Genomic DNA, 22,307 nt, shown 5'->3' on the forward strand with positions numbered 1-22,307 from the left:
ACGCAGCCCAGCAGCAGCACCGACTCGAACGCACGCGGATTACCGACCGCCAGCACGCTCGCCAGCGCGAGCAAGGCGGGCGCCACCACCCAGGGCAGACGGCGCCGCTCGCGATGCCGGTCAGTCGACGGCATCGCTGCGCAGGCCGTGCTTCTCCAGCCGCCGGTACAGACTCTGCCGGGTGATGCCGAGCTGATCGGCGGCACGCTGCAGGTGGCCGTCGTGATCGTTCAGCGCACGCCGCAGCAGCGCGCCTTCGGCTTCCTCCAGGGTCATCCGCGGGCCCAGCATCGTGGCGTCGCCATCGCCGGCCAGGCGCAGCGCCGCCGCGTCGAGGAGGCCGCCATCGGCCAGCAGCGCGGCGCGCTCCATCACATGCGCCAGTTCGCGCACGTTGCCCGGCCAGGCATGGGCGCGCAGCGCGCGCTCGGCATCGGCGCCCAGCTGCGGCAGCGTGCGCCGGTAACGTGTGCAGGCGGCGGCCAGGTAATGCCGGGCCAGCGGCACGATGTCCTCGCCGCGCTCGCGCAGCGCCGGGACCCGCAGCTGGAAGGTGTTGAGCCGGTACAGCAGGTCCTGGCGGAAACGGCCCTGCGCGACCTCCGCATCCAGATCGGCATTGGTCGCCGCGACGATCCGCACATCGACCCGCTGGCTGCGCGAGGACCCCAGCCGCTCGAACTCGCCGTCCTCGATCGCGCGCAGCAGCTTGGGCTGCTGCTCCAGCGGCAGGTTGCCGATCTCGTCCAGGAACAGGGTGCCGCCATCGGCCAGCTCGAAGCGGCCGGCACGGTCCTGGCGCGCATCGGTGTAGGCGCCGCGGACATGGCCGAACAGCTCGGCCTCGAACAGGGTCGGTGCCAGCCCACCGATGTTGACCTTGACGAAGGGCTGGTCGCGGCGCTGCGACCACTGGTGGACGAAGCCGGCCAGCAGGCTCTTGCCGGTGCCGTTCTCGCCGAGCAGCAGCAGGTTGGCGTCGCTGTCGGCGATCCGCATCAGGTCCTCGACCAGACGCCGCATCGGCACCGACTCGGCGATGAAGCCCTGGCCGGCGTCGCGCAGCAGCGCCGCCTGCGCCTGGCCGAATTTCTCGGTGTCGCGACGGCTGCGGTCCAGCGCGATGCGGCTGTCCAGCACCGCCAGCACGCGCGCGTTCTGCCAGGGCTTCTCGATGAAGTCGACCGCGCCGCGCTGCATCGCCGCCACCGCCAGCTCGATGCTGCCCCAGGCGGTCATCGCCACCACCGGCAGGCCCGGCCACTGCGCGGCGATCTGTTCGACCAAAGCCAGACCTTCTTCACCGGACGTGGTATCGCGGTGGTAGTTCATGTCCACCAGCACCGCGGCGAAGCTGTCGCCGCGCAGGCAGCCCAGCGCGACCTCCGGCGACTCGGCGCCGACCATGCCGTAACCGGCGGTCTTGAACAGCAGGCGCAACGCCTCGCGCACGTCGGCCTGGTCGTCGACGACGAGGATGCGGGGAATGTGGGAAGCAGTGGGCATCGGCATCTGCGGATTCTAGCCAGCGACGGGCATCTGCTGCGCGCGCACGAAGCGCCGCAGCAGCATGATCGCCAGCAGCACCGCGCCGATCCGCAGCGCGATGCCGGCCAGGCCGCTGGCCGCGCTGCCGGAGACATCGAACACGCTCCAGGCCGCGTTGAGCGAGGCATGCAGTACCCAGCCGCTCCAGATCGCGCGGCCATCGCAGGCATCGGCCACCGCGAACAGCGCGCCGCCGACGGCGGTGATCGCGAAGATCAGCAGCGCCTCGCCGGCGCCACCACCGGCCCCCAGCCAGTGCACCGCACCGAAGGCCAGCGCCTGGACCAGCACCGCCAGCCCGGCCGGCCAGCCCAGTCCACGCGCGAACGCGTAGCCGAAGCCGCGGAACACGATCTCCTCGGCCAGCGGAAACAGCAGCGCCAGCATCAGCAGGGCGCGCGGCTCGAACGTGGCCACGCCACCAGCCATCCAGCGCAGGCCGTTCCAATGCAGGCCGATCAGCCGTGGCAGGCCGGGCTGCCAGGCCCGGCGCAGTGCGAGCGCGGCGATGCAGACGGCGGTCACCGACAGCAGGTTGTCGACGATCGCGCCGCCGTACGGAACCCGCAGCGGCGGCAGCGGCCAGCCGGCCATCGCGCACAGGTCGCCGATCCAGGGCGCGAGCAGCAGAACGAGCAGCAGCACCGCACTGCGCCAGAGCAGCGACATCATGGTGTGGGATTCCTTGCCGGGGTGGAGCACGGCCGCTGCGCCGCATGGCGCAGCGGCGGTGACGGGCACCGGCACGGTGATCGGCGAAGGTCCGATGCGCACCAGTGCGCCGGCACGCTCACTGCGCGCTCGGCAGCTGCTGGATGACCTGGCCGGCTTCATCCATGAACTGCAGCGACGGCTCGCCGTCCGGCGTCACCAGCAGCATGATCCGCGGCCGTCCCTGCGGGTCGGCCAGCACCACCGCCGGCGACTTCCCGGCGGTGCGACCGACGAACAGGCGCTTGGTCTGCTGCCCACCCGCCTCCTTCCAGCGCTGCAGCAGGGCGTCCTTCTCCGGCCCCGGCGGCGCCTTCTCGTAGGCGTCGTAGAGCGGTGCGTACTCGGCCTGCAGGCCGCGGTCGAACACGGTCAGGCCGGTTTGCATCAGGCCATTGCGCTCGTAGTGGTGCAGCGCCATCTGCTGGTCGCCACCGTAACGGTCCATCGAGAAGTGCACGCCGCCGACCGGCTTGCCGTTCTCGTCGATGCGGCCGTCATGGATCAGTCCACCGACCTCGTTGCCCTCCGCGTTGTAGAACGCGATCCCCGGCCGGTCGTCGCCGTCGCGGGCCTCTTCCCTGCCGTCGATCACCGGCCCGGGCAGGCGCCCGCGACCGGCCAGCACCATCGCGCGCGAGCCGTCCGGGTTGACGATGTTGATGCGTTCGACGTCGATCTCGGCGAAACGCGCCTTGCCGCCGGTGGACGCAGCAGCGGTGAGCAATGCGCCTGTGGCGGCCACCACGCAGACGGTGAGCAGGCCGCGCAGCAGCCGGTTCTGCCGCTGCAGCTGCTGGATGAGGTCATGGGACATGGCGCGATGCTCCTGTGCGAAAACGAGAAAGGGGGGAGACGTGTGATCGGCGACGTCGTGGGCCGCGCTCAGGTCCGCAGCGCCTGCATCGGCGACACCGCCGCCGCACGCCGTGCCGGCACCAGCGCCGCCAGCAGGCCGACCCCGCCGAGGATCAGCAGCACCAGACCGATCGCGACCGGGTCGGCGACCTGCACGCCGAACAGCAGGCGCTGGATCAGCCGCGACAGCGCCATCGCGATGCCCAGGCCGATCGCCAGGCCGATCCCGATCTGCAGCGCGGCCTCGCGCAGCACCTGGCGCAGCAGTCGTGCCGGCTCGGCACCGAGCGCGGCGCGCACGCCGAACTCGTGCGTGCGGGCGGCCACGGCAGTGGCCATCACCGCGTACAGGCCCACCGCGGCCAGCAGCAGCGCCAGGCCGGCGAACAGGCCCACCAGCAGCAGGCTGAGCCGCTGTTCCCGGGTGGTCGCGGCCACGGTCAGCGCCATCGGCTCCAGATCGGCGATCGGCTGCTGCGGCGCCACCTCGGCGATGGCCTGCCGCAGCGCGCGCTCGTCCGCGCCCAGGCCCTCGGCCTGCGTGCGCACGGCGAAGGTCATCGCGCCGAAGCCGCGCAGCAGCTGCCACATCGGTTCGGTCATCTGCGCCATCGGCTGGTAGACCATCGGCGGCGCCGGTTCGGCCGGGCCGGCCTGGCGGATGTCGCCGACCACGCCGACCACGCGCATGCGGAGGCTGTTGCCGCCGCCGTCGTCGGGCAGGGTCACGATCCTGCCCAGCGCGTCGCCATCCAGATAGCGCTCGGCGAACGCGGCGCTGACCAGGCAGACCGGCTCGGCGCCGGCCGCATCGGTCTGCGCGACATCGCGCCCGGCCAGGATCGGGATGCGGAACACGTCCAGGAAGCCCGGCGTGGCCAGCCGGTACTGCACGGTGATGTCCTGACCCTCGGCCACCGACACGTTCCAGTTGAGCTGGCGGCCGGCGGGCGGATTGGACGACAGCCCCGCCTGGGCGATGCCGGGCATCCGCCGCAGACGTTCGGTCACCTGCTCGCCCAGCGCGATCGCGTCCGCGGCGGTCGCATAGCGCTCCCTCACCGGCGCCATGGTGAAGGTCACCGCCGAACGCGCCTCGAAGCCCATCGGAATCGCGGACAGCGTCTGCAGCGTGCGACCGAACAGCGCCGCCACCACCAGCAGGAACACCGCCACGCCGACCTGGGCGATCACCAGCGCCCGGCCGAGCCGGCCGGCGTGCAGGCTCCAGCCACCACGGCCGCCGCCGACCAGTTCCGCCGCCAGATTGCGGCGACGTCCGCGCAGCACGCCGAGCAGCGCCGCCAGCAGCGCGCTGGCCACGCCGGCGCCCAGCGCGAAGGCCACGCTGGTCGCGCCCAGCCGGACCGGTTCGCCGCGCAGCCAGTCCACCGGCACCAGCCCGCCGAACAGGCGCAGCCCGACCCAGGCCAGCAGCAGCCCGACCGCACTGCCGAGCACGCCGACCAGCAGCCCTTCCGCCAGCGCGGGCAGGCTCAACCGGCCCAAAGGCGCACCCAGTGCGGCGCGTACCGCGCTGTCGTGGCTGCGGCCCAGCGCGCGCAGCAGCATCAGGCTGGCCAGGTTGATCGCCGCGATCAGCAGCACGCAGGCGCCCGCGCCGAAGAACAGCCACAGCATGTTGCCGCTCTGCGCGGTATAGACGCTGCCCTTCAGCGGCACCGCGTTCGGCGGATCTTCCAGCAGCCGCTGCCACCAGCGCTCGTTCATCGCGGCATGGTTGCGCAGCAGGCCCTTGATCGCCTCGGCGGTCTGCGCCGACACCGTGCGCAGGTCGGCGTCGGGACGCATCCGCGCCACGATCAGCTCATTGGTGGAGAGGTCGGTCGCGTTCGGATCCGGCTGCAGGCTCTGGATCATGTCGAAGGGGTCGGCCCACTGGAAACCGGCCGGCAGCACGCCGATCACCGGCACCGCCCGGCCTTCGACCTGCAGGGTCTGCCCGATCACGGCCGGATCACCGCCGAAGCGGCGCTGCCAGAAGCCGTGGCCCAGGATCACCGCCTTCGGACCTCCAGGCCGGTTCTCCTCGTCGTTGAAGTTGCGCCCGTGCGCCAGCGGCAATCCGAGCGTGTCCAGGAAGCCGCGGTCGGCCGAGATCGAACTCACCACCTCGGCGGTATCGCCGCGGGCGATGTTGGTGTTGACCGGAAACGCGCGCAGCAGGCCGGCCGACTGCACGCCAGGCAGGCGCTGCAGCGGCGGGTAGTAACCCGGCGCGGCGACATTGCGGACCGGGCCCATCGGGTAGCCCAGCGTCACCAGCCGGTCCGGCTGCGGGAACGGCAGCGGCTTCAGCAGCGCCTGGTCGAGCAGCGCGAACACGCCGGTGGTGGTGGCCACGCCCAGCGCCAGGGTCAGCACCGCCAGCAGCAGGTAACCGGGCCGGCGCAGCAGGCCGCGCCAGGACTGGCGCGTTTCCCGCCAGAGGATGGCGATGCTCATGCGCCAGCCTCCAGCCCCGGCAGGGCCACGTCGTGCTCGTGGCGCAGCCGCTCGAAGGTGTCCTCGTCGACGATGCGGCCATCGAGCATGTGCACGATGCGCTGCGCGCGCCGGGCGAAGGCCGGGTCGTGGGTGACCATGCACAGCGTGGTGCCGTTCTCGTGCAGCTGTTCGAGCAGCTGCATCACCGCTTCGCCGTTGCGGCTGTCGAGGTTGCCGGTCGGTTCGTCGGCCAGCAGGATCGAGGGGTTGCCGACCAGCGCGCGCGCGACCGCGACGCGCTGCTGCTGGCCGCCGGACAGCTGACCCGGGTAGTGGCGGCTGCGGTGGGCCATGCCGACCAGTTCCAGCACCTCGCGCACGCGCTGGGCGATGCGGCGGCCGTCGGCGTCGCCGCGGTAGGTCAGCGGCAGCGCCACGTTTTCCTCCACGGTGAGGTCGGCGATCAGGTTGAAGGCCTGGAAGATGAAGCCGATTTCGCCGTTGCGGATGCGCGCGCGGCCGCGCGCGTCCAGGCCGCCGACATCGCGGCCGTTGAGCAGGTAGCGGCCATGGCTGGGCGCGTCGAGCAGGCCCAGGATCGACAGCAGGGTCGACTTGCCGCAGCCCGATGGGCCGGTGATGGCGACGAAATCGCCGGGCGCGATGCGCAGCGCGATCTCGGCCAGCGCATGGGTTTCGACCTCGTCGGTGTGGAACACCTTGCCGAGGCCGTCGAGCTGGATCAGCGGTGAAGCGGCGGGCGTTTCGGTGGGCTGCATGGTGGTCTCCGTGATGGGTCAGCGCAGGCGCAGGCGCGGCGACTGCGCCCACTGCGTGGTGTCGGACAGGACGGCCTGGTCGCCGGGGCGCAGGCCTTCGAGAATCTGGATGCGGTCGCTGGACGCGGCGCCGTAGCGCACCGGCACGCGCCGGGCCTCGTCGTCGCCGGACGCGAGCACGAACAGCTCGCCGTCGCTGTCGGGCACCGCCAGCGACGGGCGCGGAATGCTGACCACGTCGCGCAGCGTGCCCAGGCCGATGCGGCCCTCGATCGACAGGTCCGGACGCGCACCGGACGGCAGTTCGCCCAGAGCGACGTCGACGGTGACGCTGCCGTTGCGCACGGCCGGGTCGATCCGGCTGACCCGGCCCTCGGCGACGCCGTTGCGGGTGTCGACACGCACCGGCAGGTCCAGCAGCAGGTCCTTGGCCAGCACCTCGGGCACCTGCAGGCGCGCGATCAGTTCTTCCGGGCGGGCGACGCGGGCCAGCTTGGCGCCCAGTTCGACCTGCTGGCCCGGCTCCACGTCGACCTGCTGCAGGATGCCGGCGCTGCCGGCGCGCACCTCCAGCGCCGCCACCTGCTGGCGCGCGATCGCCAGCACGCTGGCGGCCTCGTCGCGGCGGGCCTGCGCGGCACGCAGCTGCGCGGCCATGTTCTCGCGGAACGCGGCGACGCGGCGCGTCTCGATCCGCGCACGCCCTTCCTGCTGTTCCTCGGTGATGGTCGCCTCGCGCAGGTCGATCGCCGAGATCACCCCGGCCGCATGCGCGCGTTCGTAGGCCTGCGCCTTGACCTGGGCGATCTTCCATTCCGACTCGGCCTGGGCCTGCACCGCCTGCTGGTCGAGCAGCTGCGAGGCCAGCGCGGTGCGTGCCGCGGCGACATCGGCCTCGGCGCCGGCCAGCGCGGCTTCGGCCTTTTCCTGATTGGCCAGCAGCTCGGGGTTGGCCATGCGCAGGATCACGGTGTCGGCCTCGACCCGCGCGCCGGCCTCGACCACCACCTGCTGCAGCGTGGCCACCGCACCGGCGGTGATCCAGCGGATGTCGCGCGGCACCAGCAGGCCGTTGGCGCGGATCTCGCGGACCATGTCGCCCTGATCGGCGCGGTCGATCCACAGGCTGGTGCGGGCCACGCCCGGCGCCGCCTGGCCGAGCCCGACCAGCCCCAGCGCGGCCACGCCGATGATGGAAACGGCCCCACCGGCCAGCCACCAGGTGCGGGGGCGCGGGCGGAACCAGCGGGACGACGATGCAGCGGGCTTGGCGATATCCATGCCAGTACAGGAGCAGGACGCGTGCCAGCATCGGCCGCAGCGCAAGCGGTTGATTTTCCCGGAAGCCGGCGCCGACAGCAGGCGGCGACGCGTCCGATTCCGTACATCAGCCATCCGCAAACGGACGGGCCGGGCGGCTCAGCCGCGTGCGCGACCGCGCGCGTCGGCGGCGTCGCGTGCCGGCGGCTGGCCGAACATGCGCCCGTACTCGCGGGTGAACTGCGGCACGCTGGCATAGCCGACCGCATGCGCGGCGACGCTGGCGGCCGCACCCTCGGCCAGCATCATCCGGCGTGCGGCGATCAGCCGCAGCTGCTTCTGGAACTGCAGCGGGGACAGCGTGGTCACGCTGCGGAAATGCCGGTGGAAGGCCGAGGCGCTCATGCCTGCAGCGGCGGCCAGCCGCTCGACCGGCAGCGGCGAGGCGAATTCCTCGCGCAGGATCGCCACCGCCCGCGCGATGCGCCGCGCCTGGCCGTCCGGGCGACCCAGCTGCCGGATCAAGGTGCCGTGCTGGCCTGCGAGCAGCCAGTAGTGCAGCTCGCGCAGCAACTGCGCGCCCAGCACGGGCACCGCGTCCGGGCGCTCGAACAGCCGCATCAGCCGCAGCGCGGCATGGGCGACGTCCGCATCGGTCGGCTCGACGTGCACCGCGGCCTCGGCGTGCGGCAGCCCCTGCATGTCCACCGCGAGTCCGGCGATCAGTGCCAGGTCAAGCTCCAGCACCAGCGACAGGTAGGGCGCGGCCGCGCTGGCGTGGGTGATCCGGCTGACGGTGGGCACGTCGGCGGCGATCAGCAGCGAATCGCCGGCACCGAACGAGAACGCCTGCCGCCCCATCGTCACGTGCTTGTTCCCCTGCAGCACCAGCGCGACCAGCGGGCGGTTGATCGCGTACTGCATTTCGCTGGGCGCAACCGCGCGGACCAGCGCCAGGCCGGGAAGCGGCGCGCGCGCGACACCCTCGCCGTCGGCATGCGCGTCGGCGTAACGGCGGACCGCATGGACCAGGTCGTCGAGCATGGCCGCGATTATGCAGCGCACCTGCGAGCGCCGGCCGCACGCTGGAGGAATGGGCAAGCATCGGCGCCGATCGCGCAACGCGGCAGGCAGGGCGATGCCGAGACTGGTGACACGTCCACCACCACACGGAGTCCGCCATGACCACCACCGTCTCGCTCGTCACCGGCGCCAGCCGCGGCCTGGGCCGCAACACCGCGCTGGCCATCGCCCGCCGCGGCGGCGACGTCATCGTCACCTACCAGCACAATGCGGACCAGGCGCAGGCCGTGGTCGCGCAGATCCAGGCGCTCGGCCGCCGCGCGCTGGCACTCCAACTGGACATCGGCAGCACCGTCGGCATCGCCGGCTTCGCTGCACGCCTGCGCGAGGCGCTGCAGCAGGCCTGGCAGCGAACGCGCATCGACCATCTGGTCAACAACGCCGGCCACGGCGACATGGCGTCGGTCGCCGAGACCACCGAAGCGCAGTTCGACCGGCTGGTCGACGTGCACTTCAAGGGCGTGTTCTTTCTCACCCAGGCGCTGCTGCCGCTGATCGCCGACGGCGGCCGCATCGTCAACCTGTCCACCGGCCTGACCCGCGTGTCGTATCCGGGGTTCGCCGCCTACGCCGCGGCCAAGGGCGCGGTGGAGATCCTGTCGGTGTACCTGGCCAAGGAACTCGGCAGCCGCGGCATCGCCGTGAACACGGTGGCGCCCGGCGCGATCGAGACCGACTTCCTCGGCGGCGCGGTGCGCGACATGCCCGACCTCAACCAGGCGTTCGCCGGCATGACCGCACTGGGCCGGGTCGGCGTGGCCGACGACATCGGGCCGATGATCGCCAGCCTGCTCTCCCCGGACAATCGCTGGGTCACCGGGCAGCGCATCGAGGTTTCCGGCGGACAGGCGATCTGAGGCCGATCCGCGCCGGCGTCACCACGCGCTGCGCACGGTGGCGACGCGCGGAGTCAGGCGCCGCCATCGCGCGGCGGTGCGGGATGCGCCGCCTCGACGCGCGCACGCCCCGGGATCCGCCGGCGCGCCGGCTGGTGTTCGCGCTCGGCCATGTCGCGCACGCGTGCGCCAGCCTGGCGGACCAGGTCCGGCAGCAGCTGCGCTTCGGGCAGCAGGTGCCAGTATTTCTGCGGCATCTCCTGGCGCATCATCGTGGTGTTCAGCCGCGCCGGGTTGAAGATGTGCGCGTAGTAGGTGCGCCACAGGTCTTCGTGCGCGTCCTCGGCCGGCACGTCGCTGCGCGCGCCACCCGGTCCGGCCCATAGCTGCGCGCCATCCCAGCGCACGCTGCGGTCGGGGGTGACGATGGTCCAGCGCATGCCGGCGAAGCGGCGCATGAAGAACGGCGCCACGCGGTCGACGATCCAGTGCCCGGGTTCGAACCAGGCCACGTAGGTCTCGTCCTCGCCGGGCACGGCGCGGAAGCGGACGAAGGCCTTCATCTTGTGCGTGTCGCGCCGCACCGCCTTCTCCAGCGCCTGCGCGCGGACCACGTCGGCGTCGGTCGCCCGCTCCAGCAGGTGCCGCTCGCCTTCGCCGATCCGCCACAGCATCCGGTACAGCAACGCGTGCCGCTGCGGGTCGCGGTGGCAGAGCACGGCCGCGGCCATCGCCATGAAGGCGCCCGGCACCGACAGCCCGCCACGCACGCGCGGTGCCTGCTCCAGCGGCGGCCATGGCAGCAGGCCGGCCTGCGCATCGCCGCCCCAGTCCACCTGGTCCGGCGGCAGCGCGGCCTCCCAGGCCTGGCGCGCGGCGTGGCGCCAGGCATCCAGGCCCCAGGCTGGATCGACGGTCGCGCGGTAGGCGCTCATCCGAACAGGTCGGCCTGGCGCGGCGGTGGCGCCAGCTGCGCGCGCAGCCGGCCGGCGTCGTCCAGCCGCCGGCGCGGATGATGGTCGAGCACGCTGACGAAGGGCAGCATCTTTTTCAGCGGCGCGCGCAGCCGGCCCAGGTCGTCCAGCCGCAAGCGGCCATGCCGGCGTGCGGCGACCAGCTTCTGCACGTTGCGCGCGCCCAGTCCGGGCACGCGCAGCAGCAGTTCGCGCGGGGCGGTGTTCAGGTCCACCGGGAAGCGCTCGGGATGACGCAGCGCCCAGGCGGTCTTCGGGTCGATGTCCAGGTCGAGCATGCCGCCGCCCTCGCCCGGCGGCACGATCTCGTCGACGCTGAATTCGTAGAAGCGCAGCAGCCAGTCGGCCTGGTACAGGCGGTGTTCGCGCGCCAGCGGCGGCGACTTCGGCGGCAGCTGGGCCGAGGCATCCGGAATCGGGCTGAAGGCCGAGTAGTAGACGCGGCGCATGCGGTAGTCGCCGTACAGCGCGTTGCTCGCGCGCAGGATCACGCCATCGTCCGCCCCGTCGGCGCCGACGATCATCTGCGTGCTCTGCCCGGCGGGCGCGAAGCGCGGCGGTTTCGCGCGGATGGCCGCCTGCTGCCGCCGTGCTTCCTTGTTCTCGTCGATCCGCCAGCGCAGCTCGCCCATCGCGGTGCGGATGCCGTCGGCGCGCTTCTCCGGCGCCAGCTTCGCCAGGCCCTCGCTGGTCGGCAGCTCGACGTTGATGCTCAGCCGGTCCGCATAACGGCCGGCCTTTTCAAGCAGCTCGGGCGACGCTTCGGGAATGGTCTTCAGGTGGATGTAGCCGGCGAAGCGATGGTCCTCGCGCAGGCTGCGCGCGACCTCGACCAGCTGCTCCATCGTGTAGTCGCCGTTGCGGATGATGCCGCTGGAGAGGAACAGGCCTTCGATGTAGTTGCGCTTGTAGAAATCCAGCGTCAGCCGCACGACTTCGTCGGTGGCGAACCGCGCGCGGCGCACGTTGCTGCTGACCCGGTTCACGCAGTACGCGCAGTCGTAGACGCAGAAGTTGGTCAGCAGGATCTTCAGCAGCGACACGCAGCGCCCGTCCGGCGTGTACGAGTGGCAGATGCCCATGCCCTCGGTGCTGCCGACGCCGCCGCTGCCCAGCGAGTGACGTTTGCCCGCGCCGCTGGACGCGCAGGACGCATCGTACTTGGCGGCATCGGCAAGCACGGCCAGCTTCTCGGTCAGTTCCATGCGCGCACGGTGGCACGTCCGCGTCTCGATCCGTGAGACGCGGCGGCACGCGCATCTGAACGGTTCGGTTTCGCGCGCGCGCCATCGGGCACCGCACCGCCGGCCCTGCTACAGGCGCGGCACCGGCAGGCGGCGCAGGCGGCGGTTGCTGAGGCTGAAGCCATCGACGCTGCCGTCCTGCGCGCGGGTGAACGTCAGCGTGCCCAGCGGCAGCACGAAGCGGTCGCCGCCGACCGGCTGCAGCACCGCGCGCTGGCCACGTGGCCACGCCAGTTCCAGCCCGCTCCCGCGCAGCGCGACCTCGAACGTGGTGCCGACCTCGTCGCTGCGGTAGCGGCCGGCGAAGCGGGCGAGCGCGGCCGCATCGGGCACGGTCCCGGCGATCCGGACGAAGCGGCGCGGTGCCGGCCAGTGGTCCCACAGCGTCAGTTCCGCACCCCCGTTCTCCAGCGCGCGGAACCGCCAGCGATGCGTGGATTCGCCGGGCCGGAAGGTCCCGGGCCCGATCGGCACGAACGCGGCCGGTCCGCCGTGCTGGCGCAGCGCGCCGTTGCGGGCCTCCAGGCGGATGACCTCGTCGCTGCGTTCGCTCCAGTAGATGCCGGCCCATGCCGTGGCCGGCGGGCCGGCGGATGCGATGGCGGCCGGCACCCGCGGTGCGAGCGGCGGATCCAGGTACAGGTCGGCCACCTGCAGGCTGAGCGCCTCGGCGTCGATGCCGCTGGCGTTGCAGAGCACGGCCACGTCCAGCGCCTGGGCCGGGAAACTCACCACATTGGCCCGATAGCCCGCATCCATGCCGTCGTGCCCGAACGTCCGCAGGCCGCGGTGGGCGCCCAGGATCAGGCCGCCCGCGTAGCCGGTCTCGTCGCCATCGACGCGGCCACTGTTGCGCATCCAGTCGCGCAGCGCCGGCCCGCCAACGCGGCCATCGGCGAGGTTGCGCTGCCAGCGCAGCAGGTCGCCGACCGTGGTCGAGAGATTGCTCGGCCCGGTGTGGGCGAACATCGGCTGGCTCAGCGCCCAGCCGCCCTCGGCCAGGGCGCGATGGCCGCTGGCGCGCCCGTGGACCAGGTGGCCCGGGTCGTCGACGATCCGGGTATGGCGCATGTCCAGCGGCGCGAAGATGCGCGCCTGCGCGAAGGCCGGCAGCGACTGGCCGGAGACCCGTTCGACCACCTGCGCCAGCAGCGTATAGCCGACGTTGCCGTAGCCCAGCTCGCTGCCGGGGACGAAGTTGAGCCCGCGCTGGCGCGCGACGATGCCGAGGATGTCGTCCCAGGTGACCAGGTCGCTGCCGCGCCAGCCGGCCAGCGACAGCAGCACGCCCTGCTCGCGCAGGCCGGCGGTGTGGTGGACCAGCTGTTCGAGCGTGATGACATGGCCCTGGTCCGGCAGTTCCGGCAGATGCAGACGCACGTCGTCGTCCAGGCGCAGACGCCCGTCCCGGGCCAGCAGCCCGATCGCGAACGCGGTGAACTGCTTGGCCACCGATGCCGCATGGAACGGCGTATCGGGCATGATCGGCACCGCATGCTCGAGGCTGGCCATGCCATGCCCGCGCAGCAGCAGCGGATCGCCGGCGCGCGCCACGCCGACCGCACAGCCCGGCGTGCCGGTGCCCGACCATGCGGCGAACAGCGCATCCACCGCCGGCTCCGGCGGCGCGGCCGCGTGGGCCGGCACGGCCATCACCATGACCAGCCCCGCCGCCAGCATCGTCCTGCGCATCCGGTGGTCCATCGCAGCGCTCCGTTGCGAAAGAGCGGACCCTAGCAGCGCGGCCATGCCCACGGAGGGGCCGGAAGTCATCCCTGCGCGGGCCGGCGTGGAGGCGGCCGGTATCATCGGCGGCCTGCCTGTCGATGGAGAACGCCGATGTCCCGCCCCCCCTGCCTGGCCGCGCCGCTGGCCGCGCTCGCCATCCTCGGCGCGAGCGCCGCACCCGCGCACGCCGCGCAGCCCACGCCCGAGCTGCTGTGGGAAACCCGCGGCTTTTCCGCGCCCGAATCCATCGTCCTCGACCCGCAGCGCGGGCAGTACTACGTGTCCAACATGGCCACGCGCGGCGAAGGCGCGACACCGGGCGACGGCTTCATCAGCCGGGTCGGCCTGGACGGGCGGATCATCGAACTGAAGTGGATCGAGGGGCTGGAGAATCCGAAGGGCCTGAGCCTGGCCAACGGCCGCCTGTACGCCGGCGACGACGACGCGCTGCTGGAGATCGATCTGGACGCCGGCGCGGTGATCGCCCGGCACGCGCCGGAGGACGGCGGCCCGGGCCAGTTCAACGACAGCACCGCCGATGCCGACGGCAACGTCTACGTGTTCAGCAGCCGCCTGGACACGCTCTACCGCCTGTCCGGCGGCACGTTCGCGCCCTGGGTGAAGGTGGACACGCAGGTGACCGGCAAGTTCAACGGCCTGCGCGCCGACGGCGCGCGCCTGCTGGCAGGCAGCTGGCGGGTGCCGGGCGCCGACGGCGAGCAGCTCGGCCACCTGACCACCTTCGACCTGGCCGACCGCCGCATGGACCGGATCGGCACCACGCCGATCGGGCACATCGACGGCATCGAGCCCGATGGCCAGGGCGGCTGGCTGCTCACCGACTTCACCCCGGGCCGGCTGCTGCACGTCACCGCCGAGGGCGCCGTGACCACGCTGCTGACGCTCAGCATCGGCACCGCCGACATCCACTACCTGCCCGACCAGCAGTTGCTGCTAATGCCGCGGCTGCGCGACGACACGCTGCAGGCCTGGCGCTGGGCACCGGCACCGCCTCCGTCCCGGTGAGGCCTGCGGGGAATCGGGCAGCGCAGCGGGATTCCCCGTGCTGGGGGACGCTCAGCAGCCCGGCGGCGGCCTGAAGTCGACGGTCGCCGCCTCGCTCCAGCGTCCGTCGCGCCGTACGTCGACCCGCATCCGGATGGTGCTGATGACCACCACATGCGCCTGCCGCTCCGGCCGGCGCGATACCGCGATCCAGCGCTGCGCCGCCTCCGGATCGCCGACGACGAGCGGATGCGCGGCGATCGCCTGTTCCAGCTCGGCCTGGCCGTAGGCCGGGAAGCACGCGTGCTGGTCCGGCGATGCCGTCGGCAGCACGAACGCATGCGCGGCCTCATCCAGCGGCTCGGCGTCCTCCCAGTCCGACCGGCAGTGCTTCCAGTCCTCCAGGTCCAGATGCGGCCCCTCGTCGGACAGCACCAGGCTGGTCTCGTACTGGATGCGCACGCGAAGCCTCGCCTGCGGATCGGCCGGCTGCAGCTGCAGCGTGGCGCCATCGATCACATCGCCCAGTTCCAGCGGCACGCCGGCGTCGCCGGTCAGCGGACCATCGCTCTGCCAGCCGGCGAACGACCCTGCGGACGTGGCCTGCGGCAGGATCCGCGCCGCGACGATGTCGGCCGCCTGCACCGGCGCGGCCGGCATCAGTGCCGCCAGCACGCTGAAGAACATCGCGGGACATCGCATCATGGCATCGCCGGCCGGGAGTCGGGCGCGATGCTAGCGCGGATCGACCCGCTCCGAGGCAGCCGCGTGCCGGCCTCAGAGCTGTTCGGCCGCCGGATACAGCTCGGCATCCTCGCGCTTGAGCCGCTCGAACAGGCGGCGCAGCACTGTGTTGGCACCGGCGCGGAATCCCTCCGGATCGGCCGCCACGCGTGCCGGCACCCGCCACTTGCCGACGAAGCCGGCGAATTCTTCGGCCAGGCCGTGCATCTCGTCCCGGTAACGCGCGCCCAGCGCAGCCACCTGCGTGTCGCCGGACTGCACCAGCGCCGGATACAGCACCTGGTCCTCGGCGGCCAGGTGGAACTTGATCCGGCTGGCGGTGGTGACGATCAGTTCACCGATGGCCTCGGCATTGTCGGCGATGCCGGCGCGGGACAGCTCCCGCAGTGCCTCGATCTGGCGAAGGATGTCGGCGTGGTCCTGGTGGTAGCGCTGGATGTCCATGACGGTGGTGCCTTGCGTGAAGCGGATGGGTCGGACCCGATAGCGGCCGCCGGCCGCGTTTTTTGAATCCGCGATGGCGCGCGCGTTCTTTCGCAACACATGCATCGGTCCTACACCCTCTGCCAACGGCGGCGGCGGCAAGGTCGCCTGAGGTCCCAGCCCGCGAGAGCCAGCATGTCCGCCAGCCACTCCCTTCACGACGATGCAGCGCTGCTGCGACCGCCGCCGACGCTGCAGGTGCACCTGCGCATCAACGGCCAGGCGCACACGCTCGAGGTCGAGACCTGGACCAGCCTGCTCGACCTGCTGCGCGAGCGCCTGCTGCTGACCGGGACCAAGAAGGGCTGCGACCACGGCCAGTGCGGCGCCTGCACCGTGCTGGTCGACGGACGCCGCATCAACAGCTGCCTGACCCTGGCGGTGATGCAGGACGGCGCGGACATCGTCACCGTCGAGGGACTGGCCGACGGCGAGCGCCTGCATCCACTGCAGCAGGCCTTCATCGATCATGACGCCTTCCAGTGCGGCTACTGCACGCCGGGCCAGCTGTGCTCGGCACAGGGCCTGATCAACGAAGGCCAGGCGCACGACCGCGACCAGGTGCGCGAGCTGATGAGCGGCAACATCTGCCGCTGCGGCGCGTATCCGCAGATCACCGACGCGGTGCTGTCGGTGCTGCGCCAGGATGCGGGGAACCCGGCCGGGCAGGACGACGACGATCGCGGCGGGCCATGCCGCTGGACGCCCGGGACGGTGCCGGCATGATCCCGCTCGCGTTCCAGCGCGCCGAGGCGGTCGAGCAGGCGCTGGCCGCGCTGTCCCCGGCATGCAGGCCGGTGGCCGGCGGCACCAACCTGCTGGACCTGATGAAGCTGCAGATCATGCAGCCGCCCGCCCTGCTCGACATCAACCGGCTGCCGCTGGATGCGATCGAGGTGGCCGACGACGGCGGCCTGCGCCTGGGCGCCACCGCCCGCAATGCCGATACCGCCTACCACCCGCTGGTGTCGCGCGACTATCCGCTGCTGACCGCGGCGATCCTCGCCGGCGCCTCGCCGCAGATCCGCAACATGGCCAGCAATGGCGGCAACCTGCTGCAGCGCACGCGCTGCAGCTACTTCTACGACCACGCCACGCCCTGCAACAAGCGCGATCCCGGCAGCGGCTGCTCCGCGCACGGCGGGCTGACCAAGTACCACGCCATCCTCGGCGGCAGCGAGCACTGCATCGCCACCCATCCGTCCGACATGTGCGTGGCGCTGGCCGCGCTGGAGGCGCGCGTGCACGTGCGCAGCGCGCGCGGCGAGCGGGTGATCGCATTCGGCGATTTCCACCGCCTGCCCGGCGACACGCCCGACCGCGACAGCACGCTGGCGCCGGACGAGCTGATCGTGCACCTCGCCCTGCCGCCGGCCCCGCAGTTCGTCGCCCACAGCGCCTACCTGAAGATCCGCGAGCGGCTCTCGTACGCGTTCGCGCTGGTGTCGGTCGCCGCGGCGCTGGACATCGGCGAGGACGGCCGCATCCGCGAGGCGCGGCTGGCCCTGGGCGGCGTCGCCCACAAGCCATGGCGGCGCGCGGATGCCGAAGCGCTGCTGGCCGGTGCCACGCCCGGACGCGAGGCGTTCGAGGCGGCCGCCGAGCGCCTGCTCGCCGGCGCGCAGGTCGACGGCCAGAACGCCTTCAAGCCGGTCCTGGCGCGGCGCACCGTGGTGCGTGCGCTGGAAGCGGCCACCGCCGGCACCATCGACAACCGCGGCCATCGGCCGGAGGCCGCCGGATGAACGCACGCATCCTCGAACCGCAGTGGCCGGTGGCCGAACCGGGCACCGGGCATGTCCCCACCGGCACCGGCACGCCGCGCATCGATGGCCGCGCCAAGGTCACCGGCCAGGCCCGCTACGCCGCCGAGTGGCCGGCGCCGGACCTGGCGTGGGGCGTGGCGGTGAACAGCACGATCGCCAGGGGCGAGATCACAGGCTTCGCGCTCGATGCCGCGCGCGCGGTCCCGGGCGTGCTGGCGATCCTCACCCACCTGGACCGGCCGAAGATGCGCAGCCTCGGCCTGTTCTACAAGGACATGACCGCGCCGGCCGGCCGCCCGTTCCGGCCGCTGCACGATGCACGCGTGCTGTACAGCGGTCAGCCGGTCGCGCTGGTGCTGGCCGAGTCCTTCGAGGCCGCCCGGCACGCGGCCAGCCTGGTGCGGGTGCACTACGCGCAGGAGCCGCACGACACCAACCTGATGACCAGCCTGGATCGCGCCCACGCACCCAGGCCGCTCAAGGCCGGCTTCTCCGCGCCACCGTCGGACACCGGCGATCCGCAGACCGCGTTCGTCGACGCCGCCTGCCAGCACCAGGCCGACTACTACAACGGCGTCGAGCACCACAATCCGATGGAGCTGTTCGCCACCACCGTGATCCGCGGCGACGACGGCCACCTGACCATCTACGACAAGACCCAGGGCTCGCAGAACAGCCGCTGGTACGTTTCTCACGTCTTCGGGCTGTCCAAGGACAAGGTCACGGTGCGCAACCCCTACGTCGGCGGTGCGTTCGGTTCCGGACTGCGTCCGCAGTACCAGCTGCCGCTGGCGGTGATGGGCGCGCTGGCGCTGGAACGCTCGGTGCGGGTGGTGATGACCCGGCAGCAGATGTTCACCTTCGGACACCGCCCGGAGACGGTGCAGCGGATCAAGCTCGGCGCCGACCGCGACGGGCGGCTGCAGGCGATCTGGCACGAGGCCATCGCCGAGACCTCGCGGATCGAGGACTACGTCGAGGTGGTGGTGAACTGGAGCGGCCAGCTCTACCGCTGCGACAACGTGCACCTGGGCTACCGCCTGGTCGACCTGGACCAGTACACGCCGATCGACATGCGCGCGCCGGGCGCGGCGCACGGCATGCACGCGCTGGAAGTGGCGATGGACGAGCTCAGCTACGAAGTCGGCATCGATCCGCTGGAGCTGCGGCTGCGCAACTACGCCGAGACCAACCCGGCCGACGGCAAGCCGTTTTCGACCAAGGCATTGCGCGACTGCTACCGCCAGGGCGCCGAGCGCTTCGGCTGGGCACGACGGCCGCTGCAGCCGCGCGCGCGCCGCGAGGGCCACGAGTGGGTCGGCTGGGGCATGGCCACCGGGCAATGGGACGCGATGCAGATGTTCGCGCGCGCCGAGGCGGTGCTGCACGCCGATGGCCGCCTGGTGGTGTCCAGCGCGGCCAGCGACATCGGCACCGGCACCTACACGGTCATGGCGATGATCGCCGCCGAGGCGCTGGGCCTGCCGCTGGAGCAGGTCACCTTCGTCCTGGGCGACTCGACCCTGCCGGTCGCGCCGATCGAGGGCGGCTCCTCGCACGTGACCACGGTCGGCTCGGCCGTGCACGGCGCCTGCCAGAAGCTGTGCCGCGAACTGCTGGCGCTGGCGCGGCGCATGCGCGGCAGCGCGCTGTCGCGTGCCAGGCTGGAGGACGTGGTCTTCGCCGGTGGACGCATCGCCCTGCGCGATGATCCGTCCACCGGCATCGCCCTGGATGACCTCATGCGCACGGCCGGCAAGGAACGGCTCGATGCGAAGTACCTGCTGCTGCCCAACCTGCCCAGGCAGCGCAAGTACGTGCGCGCCACCCACAGCGCGGTGTTCGTGGAGGTGCGCGTGGACGAGGAGCTGGGCACGGTGCGGGTCACCCGCGTGGTCAGCGCGATCGCGGCCGGCCGCATCCTCAACCCGGTCACCGCGCGCAGCCAGATCGTCGGCGGCGTGGTCTGGGGCATCGGCGCGGCGCTGCACGAGCACACCGAATCCGATCACCGTTTCGGCCGCTTCATGAACCGCGACCTGGCCCAGTACCACGTGTCGGCCAACGCCGACATCCACGACATCGACGTGCTGTTCGTCGAGGAGGACGACCGCGTGGTCAGCAGCCTGGGCGCGAAGGGCGTCGGCGAGATCGGCCTGGTCGGCGTGTCCGCCGCGGTCTGCAACGCGATCTTCCATGCCACCGGCAACCGGATCCGCAGCACGCCGATCCTGCCGTGGATGGTGATGCGGCAGGAGTGAGCCGGCACCGGCCGTGCGCCGCGGGCCGCCGCGGCGCGCGGCGCCTCAGGGCAGTCCGGCGTCGACCAGCATGCGCAGGCCGCCCGGGGTGGACACCACGTCCAGCAGCGCGGCGGTCTCGCTGTCGGGCAGACCGCCGATGTCGCCGGGGCGGTACTTCATCTGGAAGGTGCTGATCACGTCGCGCGTGGCCGGATCCAGTTCGCCGCCCTGCGGCACCCGGTAGCCGACCGCGGCGAGCCGCTGCTGGAACCACGCCACATCCGGCAGCGGGCCGGCCTGGTAGTGCGCCAGCTTCGCCGCGACCTGGGCCTGGTCCGGCCACGGGATCAGCCCGGCTTCGGCGAACTGCTTCCAAGGGAACAACGGACCGGGGTCCTGCTTGCGGCCGGGCGCGATGTCGGCGTGGCCGAGGACGTGTTCGGGGCGGATGCCGTGGCGGGCGACGATGTCCTTCGACAGCGCGATCACCTGGTCGATCTGCGCCTGCGGATACGGCGCATAGACGCGACCGGCCGGCGTGTCCACATACCCGGGATTGACGATCTCGATGCCGACCGAGCCGGCGTTGAGCATGCTCGCGCCGGCCCAGTAGCTGTCGCCGGCGTGGCGTGCCATCCGGCCTTCGTCGACCAGGCGGTAGATCTCCACCGGCGTGTCGCGCACCAGGTAGTGCGAGGACACGCCGCGCGGCGAGCGGGTCAGGATCTCCAGCGAATCGGGGAAATCGGCGACGGTGTAATGCAGCACCAGGTACTGCACGCGGCTGTGCTGGTTCTGCGAGACGTGGCGGTCATCGATGCGCAGCCCCTGCGAGGCGCAGGCGGACAGCAGCAGTGCGGCTGTGATGGTGACAAGCAGGCGGTGCATGGCAGAGAACGTGCTGGGCGGATCTGCCACCTTACACGCGCGGCCCGATGCGGCGACAGCAGTGCCCGCCGGCTCAGCGCCAGCGCTCACCGCGTGCCACCAGATACCGCTGGATCACATACCGCCACGGCAGCACGATCGGCACCAGCACCACACCCAGCATGCAGGCGAACAGGTTCTCCCAGCCGGTCTGATCCAGCCCGGGCCCCAGCCATGCCGGCAATGCGAAGCACAACACCCAGACCAGCTTCCAGGCCAGCTCGAACAGCAGCAGCGGCAGCATCTGCAGCGGATGGCGCAGGCCCAACAGCGACACCAGCGCCAGTGCGCCGAGCATCGCCCGCACGATGCTGCGCGAATCGGTCAACAGTTCGGGCGGTGCGACGATCAGCGGCCACACGGTCAGCCCCAGACCGATGGCGATCAGCAGATACATCGCGCGCAGCAGGTGCAGGCGCAGCAGGGAGACATCGGCCACGCTGACTCTCACGGGTCGGGAAGATGCCCGCAGTCTTGCAGGCCACCGGGGCTCCACCATGTGCCGGAAGCCCTGCGACTTCCAGCACATGCCAGCCGGATCGCCGGATCAGCCGATGGTCTCGACCACCTCGCCCTGCTGGTTGCGGATGTGGGTCTGCACCACCTCGAAGGTCAGCTCAGGCACGCCCGGCAGCGTGTAACGGCCAGCCACCGGCGGCACCGCGGCGGCCAGCGCCTGCACCGACGCCGGATCCAGGGTCACCTCGAGGTCGTCGCCATCGACCCTGGCCGAGAACGTCCTGCCGGGCACGAAACGCACCTTCGCGGTCCTGCCGATCAGCGCGAACGGCCGCTCGAACGGCAGCCGCAGCAGCAGCAGGTCGACGATCACCGGCACCTGGCGCGCACCGACGCGCAGGCTCCAGGCATCGCCGCGCAGCAGTCGCTTGTGCCGCTCCCAGCCGAGCTCGTCGACGAACAGGAAGCCGGTGGAAGAGCCCTCCTCGCGGGTGCCCTGCTCCAGCAATGCCGCCACCGCCGGGTCGGCCAGCAGATCGCCGCGCGCCAGGTCGGTGACATGCAGCGGCAGCCGCTCGCCGAACGCGGCCAGCGCCTTGCGCCCCGACCAGCGCATCAGCGCCAGCTCCTCCGGCTCGGTGATGCCGACCACCTGCAGGAAATCGACGCGGCCGTTCGGTGTCTGCATCGTGCCCAGCTCGGCATCCTCGACGAAGGCGATCGCGCGGATCTTCGTGTCGTTCTCCAGCGCGATCGGGCCATTGAGGTTCATGTAGTGGCCTGCATCGAAGGTGTTGCCGCTCTGGAACACGTAGCGCGCGATGTTCTGCAGGAAGTTCAGCGCCCACATCGGCGGCTCGTCGGTGGCCACGTCGGCGGCGAGCCGGAAGCTCAGCTCGAACCCGAAGCCGCTGACCTCCGGGTCGTCGCTTTCCTTGTCGTACAGCTCGGAGAACCCGTAGGTGACGAAGTGCCAGTGCGGTACCGGCGCATCGCGCCAGTACGCGCTGATGCCCTGAAGCGGGTCGTTGCCGCCCAGCATCGCCGGAATGGCGCTGCCGTAATGCCGCGGGCGCTGCGCACCGTAGATCGGCGCCAGCGCGGCGTCGATGGCGTCCCAGCCATGCGCCGGCGGGTCCTGCTCGTGTTCGGTCATGCGTGCGTGTCCTCTGGAAGGAAGTCGAACGGTACCGGCATCCCGTGTCGAAAGG

19 protein-coding genes and 1 pseudogene are annotated in these 22,307 nt (G+C 71.9%); 5 read left to right on the forward strand and 15 right to left on the reverse strand.

Features of this window, described 5'->3' with window-relative positions:
- Positions 1-120: 120 nt before the first annotated feature.
- The 7 genes from IB242_RS13915 to IB242_RS13945 form a co-directional block, all read right to left on the reverse strand.
- A complete protein-coding gene (locus tag IB242_RS13915; RefSeq protein ID WP_225540577.1) occupies positions 121-1,512 on the reverse strand; it encodes a sigma-54 dependent transcriptional regulator in 1,392 nt (463 codons plus the stop codon).
- Positions 1,513-1,521: 9 nt separating this feature from the next.
- Entirely contained in the window at positions 1,522-2,220 is a 699-nt protein-coding gene (locus tag IB242_RS13920) for a CPBP family intramembrane glutamic endopeptidase (protein ID WP_192280384.1), read from the reverse strand.
- Positions 2,221-2,338: 118 nt separating this feature from the next.
- Entirely contained in the window at positions 2,339-3,076 is a 738-nt protein-coding gene (locus IB242_RS13925; protein WP_192280387.1) for a hypothetical protein, read from the reverse strand.
- A 68-nt stretch (positions 3,077-3,144) separates the two neighbouring features.
- The gene (locus IB242_RS13930; RefSeq protein ID WP_192280390.1) at positions 3,145-5,583 is read right to left on the reverse strand and encodes an ADOP family duplicated permease; all 2,439 of its coding nucleotides are present in this window, start codon (positions 5,581-5,583) and stop codon (positions 3,145-3,147) included.
- Positions 5,580-6,344, reverse strand: coding sequence for an ABC transporter ATP-binding protein (locus tag IB242_RS13935; protein ID WP_192280392.1), 765 nt, complete (start codon positions 6,342-6,344; stop codon positions 5,580-5,582). The genes IB242_RS13930 and IB242_RS13935 overlap by 4 nt, the downstream gene beginning before the upstream one ends.
- Positions 6,345-6,362: 18 nt before the next feature.
- Positions 6,363-7,625, reverse strand: a complete 1,263-nt coding sequence (locus IB242_RS13940; RefSeq protein ID WP_192280395.1) for an HlyD family efflux transporter periplasmic adaptor subunit — start codon at positions 7,623-7,625, stop codon at positions 6,363-6,365.
- A 138-nt stretch (positions 7,626-7,763) separates the two neighbouring features.
- The gene (locus IB242_RS13945) at positions 7,764-8,648 is read right to left on the reverse strand and encodes an AraC family transcriptional regulator (protein ID WP_192280398.1); all 885 of its coding nucleotides are present in this window, start codon (positions 8,646-8,648) and stop codon (positions 7,764-7,766) included.
- Positions 8,649-8,785: 137 nt separating this feature from the next.
- Here IB242_RS13945 and IB242_RS13950 point away from each other — a divergent pair, with 137 nt between their 5' ends.
- On the forward strand, positions 8,786-9,544 hold the full coding sequence (locus IB242_RS13950; protein ID WP_192280401.1) for an SDR family oxidoreductase: 759 nt from the start codon (positions 8,786-8,788) through the stop codon (positions 9,542-9,544).
- 110 nt (positions 9,545-9,654) lie between these two features.
- Here the strand turns inward: IB242_RS13950 and IB242_RS13955 are convergent.
- From IB242_RS13955 to IB242_RS13965, 3 genes and pseudogenes are all read right to left on the reverse strand, one after another.
- Positions 9,655-10,458, reverse strand: a pseudogene (locus IB242_RS13955) (TIGR03915 family putative DNA repair protein); the annotation flags it as partial.
- Complete coding sequence (locus tag IB242_RS13960) at positions 10,455-11,702, reverse strand: putative DNA modification/repair radical SAM protein (protein WP_192280406.1); 1,248 nt, start codon at positions 11,700-11,702, stop codon at positions 10,455-10,457. The pseudogene IB242_RS13955 and the gene IB242_RS13960, both read right to left, overlap by 4 nt.
- Before the next feature lie 108 nt (positions 11,703-11,810).
- Positions 11,811-13,445 (reverse strand): serine hydrolase, encoded by a 1,635-nt coding sequence (locus IB242_RS13965; protein WP_192280409.1) that lies wholly within the window; start codon positions 13,443-13,445, stop codon positions 11,811-11,813.
- A gap of 135 nt (positions 13,446-13,580) precedes the next feature.
- Here IB242_RS13965 and IB242_RS13970 point away from each other — a divergent pair, with 135 nt between their 5' ends.
- The gene (locus IB242_RS13970) at positions 13,581-14,495 is read left to right on the forward strand and encodes a hypothetical protein (RefSeq protein WP_192280412.1); all 915 of its coding nucleotides are present in this window, start codon (positions 13,581-13,583) and stop codon (positions 14,493-14,495) included.
- A 51-nt stretch (positions 14,496-14,546) separates the two neighbouring features.
- Here the strand turns inward: IB242_RS13970 and IB242_RS13975 are convergent, their stop codons facing one another.
- Positions 14,547-15,179, reverse strand: a complete 633-nt coding sequence (locus IB242_RS13975) for a hypothetical protein (protein WP_192280415.1) — start codon at positions 15,177-15,179, stop codon at positions 14,547-14,549.
- Positions 15,180-15,251: 72 nt separating this feature from the next.
- Positions 15,252-15,662 (reverse strand): hemerythrin domain-containing protein, encoded by a 411-nt coding sequence (locus IB242_RS13980; RefSeq protein ID WP_192280418.1) that lies wholly within the window; start codon positions 15,660-15,662, stop codon positions 15,252-15,254.
- A 174-nt stretch (positions 15,663-15,836) separates the two neighbouring features.
- Here IB242_RS13980 and IB242_RS13985 point away from each other — a divergent pair, with 174 nt between their 5' ends.
- From IB242_RS13985 to IB242_RS13995, 3 genes are read left to right on the forward strand one after another with little or no spacing between them, the layout of a single operon-like run.
- Positions 15,837-16,427 carry a (2Fe-2S)-binding protein gene (locus IB242_RS13985; protein ID WP_192280421.1) on the forward strand — a complete coding sequence of 197 codons (591 nt, stop codon included), beginning with the start codon at positions 15,837-15,839 and terminating at the stop codon, positions 16,425-16,427.
- Entirely contained in the window at positions 16,400-17,446 is a 1,047-nt protein-coding gene (locus IB242_RS13990) for a xanthine dehydrogenase family protein subunit M (RefSeq protein WP_192280642.1), read from the forward strand. The genes IB242_RS13985 and IB242_RS13990 overlap by 28 nt, the downstream gene beginning before the upstream one ends.
- Positions 17,443-19,728 carry a xanthine dehydrogenase family protein molybdopterin-binding subunit gene (locus tag IB242_RS13995; protein WP_192280424.1) on the forward strand — a complete coding sequence of 762 codons (2,286 nt, stop codon included), beginning with the start codon at positions 17,443-17,445 and terminating at the stop codon, positions 19,726-19,728. The genes IB242_RS13990 and IB242_RS13995 overlap by 4 nt, the downstream gene beginning before the upstream one ends.
- A 45-nt stretch (positions 19,729-19,773) precedes the next feature.
- Here IB242_RS13995 and IB242_RS14000 read toward each other — a convergent pair whose 3' ends face one another.
- The 3 genes from IB242_RS14000 to IB242_RS14010 all read right to left on the reverse strand — a co-directional run bounded on the left by IB242_RS14000 (position 19,774) and on the right by IB242_RS14010 (position 22,252).
- Positions 19,774-20,598 carry an N-acetylmuramoyl-L-alanine amidase gene (locus tag IB242_RS14000; RefSeq protein WP_192280427.1) on the reverse strand — a complete coding sequence of 275 codons (825 nt, stop codon included), beginning with the start codon at positions 20,596-20,598 and terminating at the stop codon, positions 19,774-19,776.
- Between the two features lie 73 nt (positions 20,599-20,671).
- Entirely contained in the window at positions 20,672-21,076 is a 405-nt protein-coding gene (locus IB242_RS14005) for a hypothetical protein (RefSeq protein ID WP_192280430.1), read from the reverse strand.
- Between the two features lie 108 nt (positions 21,077-21,184).
- Positions 21,185-22,252, reverse strand: a complete 1,068-nt coding sequence (locus IB242_RS14010; protein ID WP_192280433.1) for a suppressor of fused domain protein — start codon at positions 22,250-22,252, stop codon at positions 21,185-21,187.
- Between the last annotated feature and the right edge of the window lie 55 nt (positions 22,253-22,307).

It is taken from the genome of Xanthomonas sp. XNM01 (genome assembly GCF_014851915.1).
Classification (GTDB): Bacteria; Pseudomonadota; Gammaproteobacteria; order Xanthomonadales; family Xanthomonadaceae; genus Pseudoxanthomonas.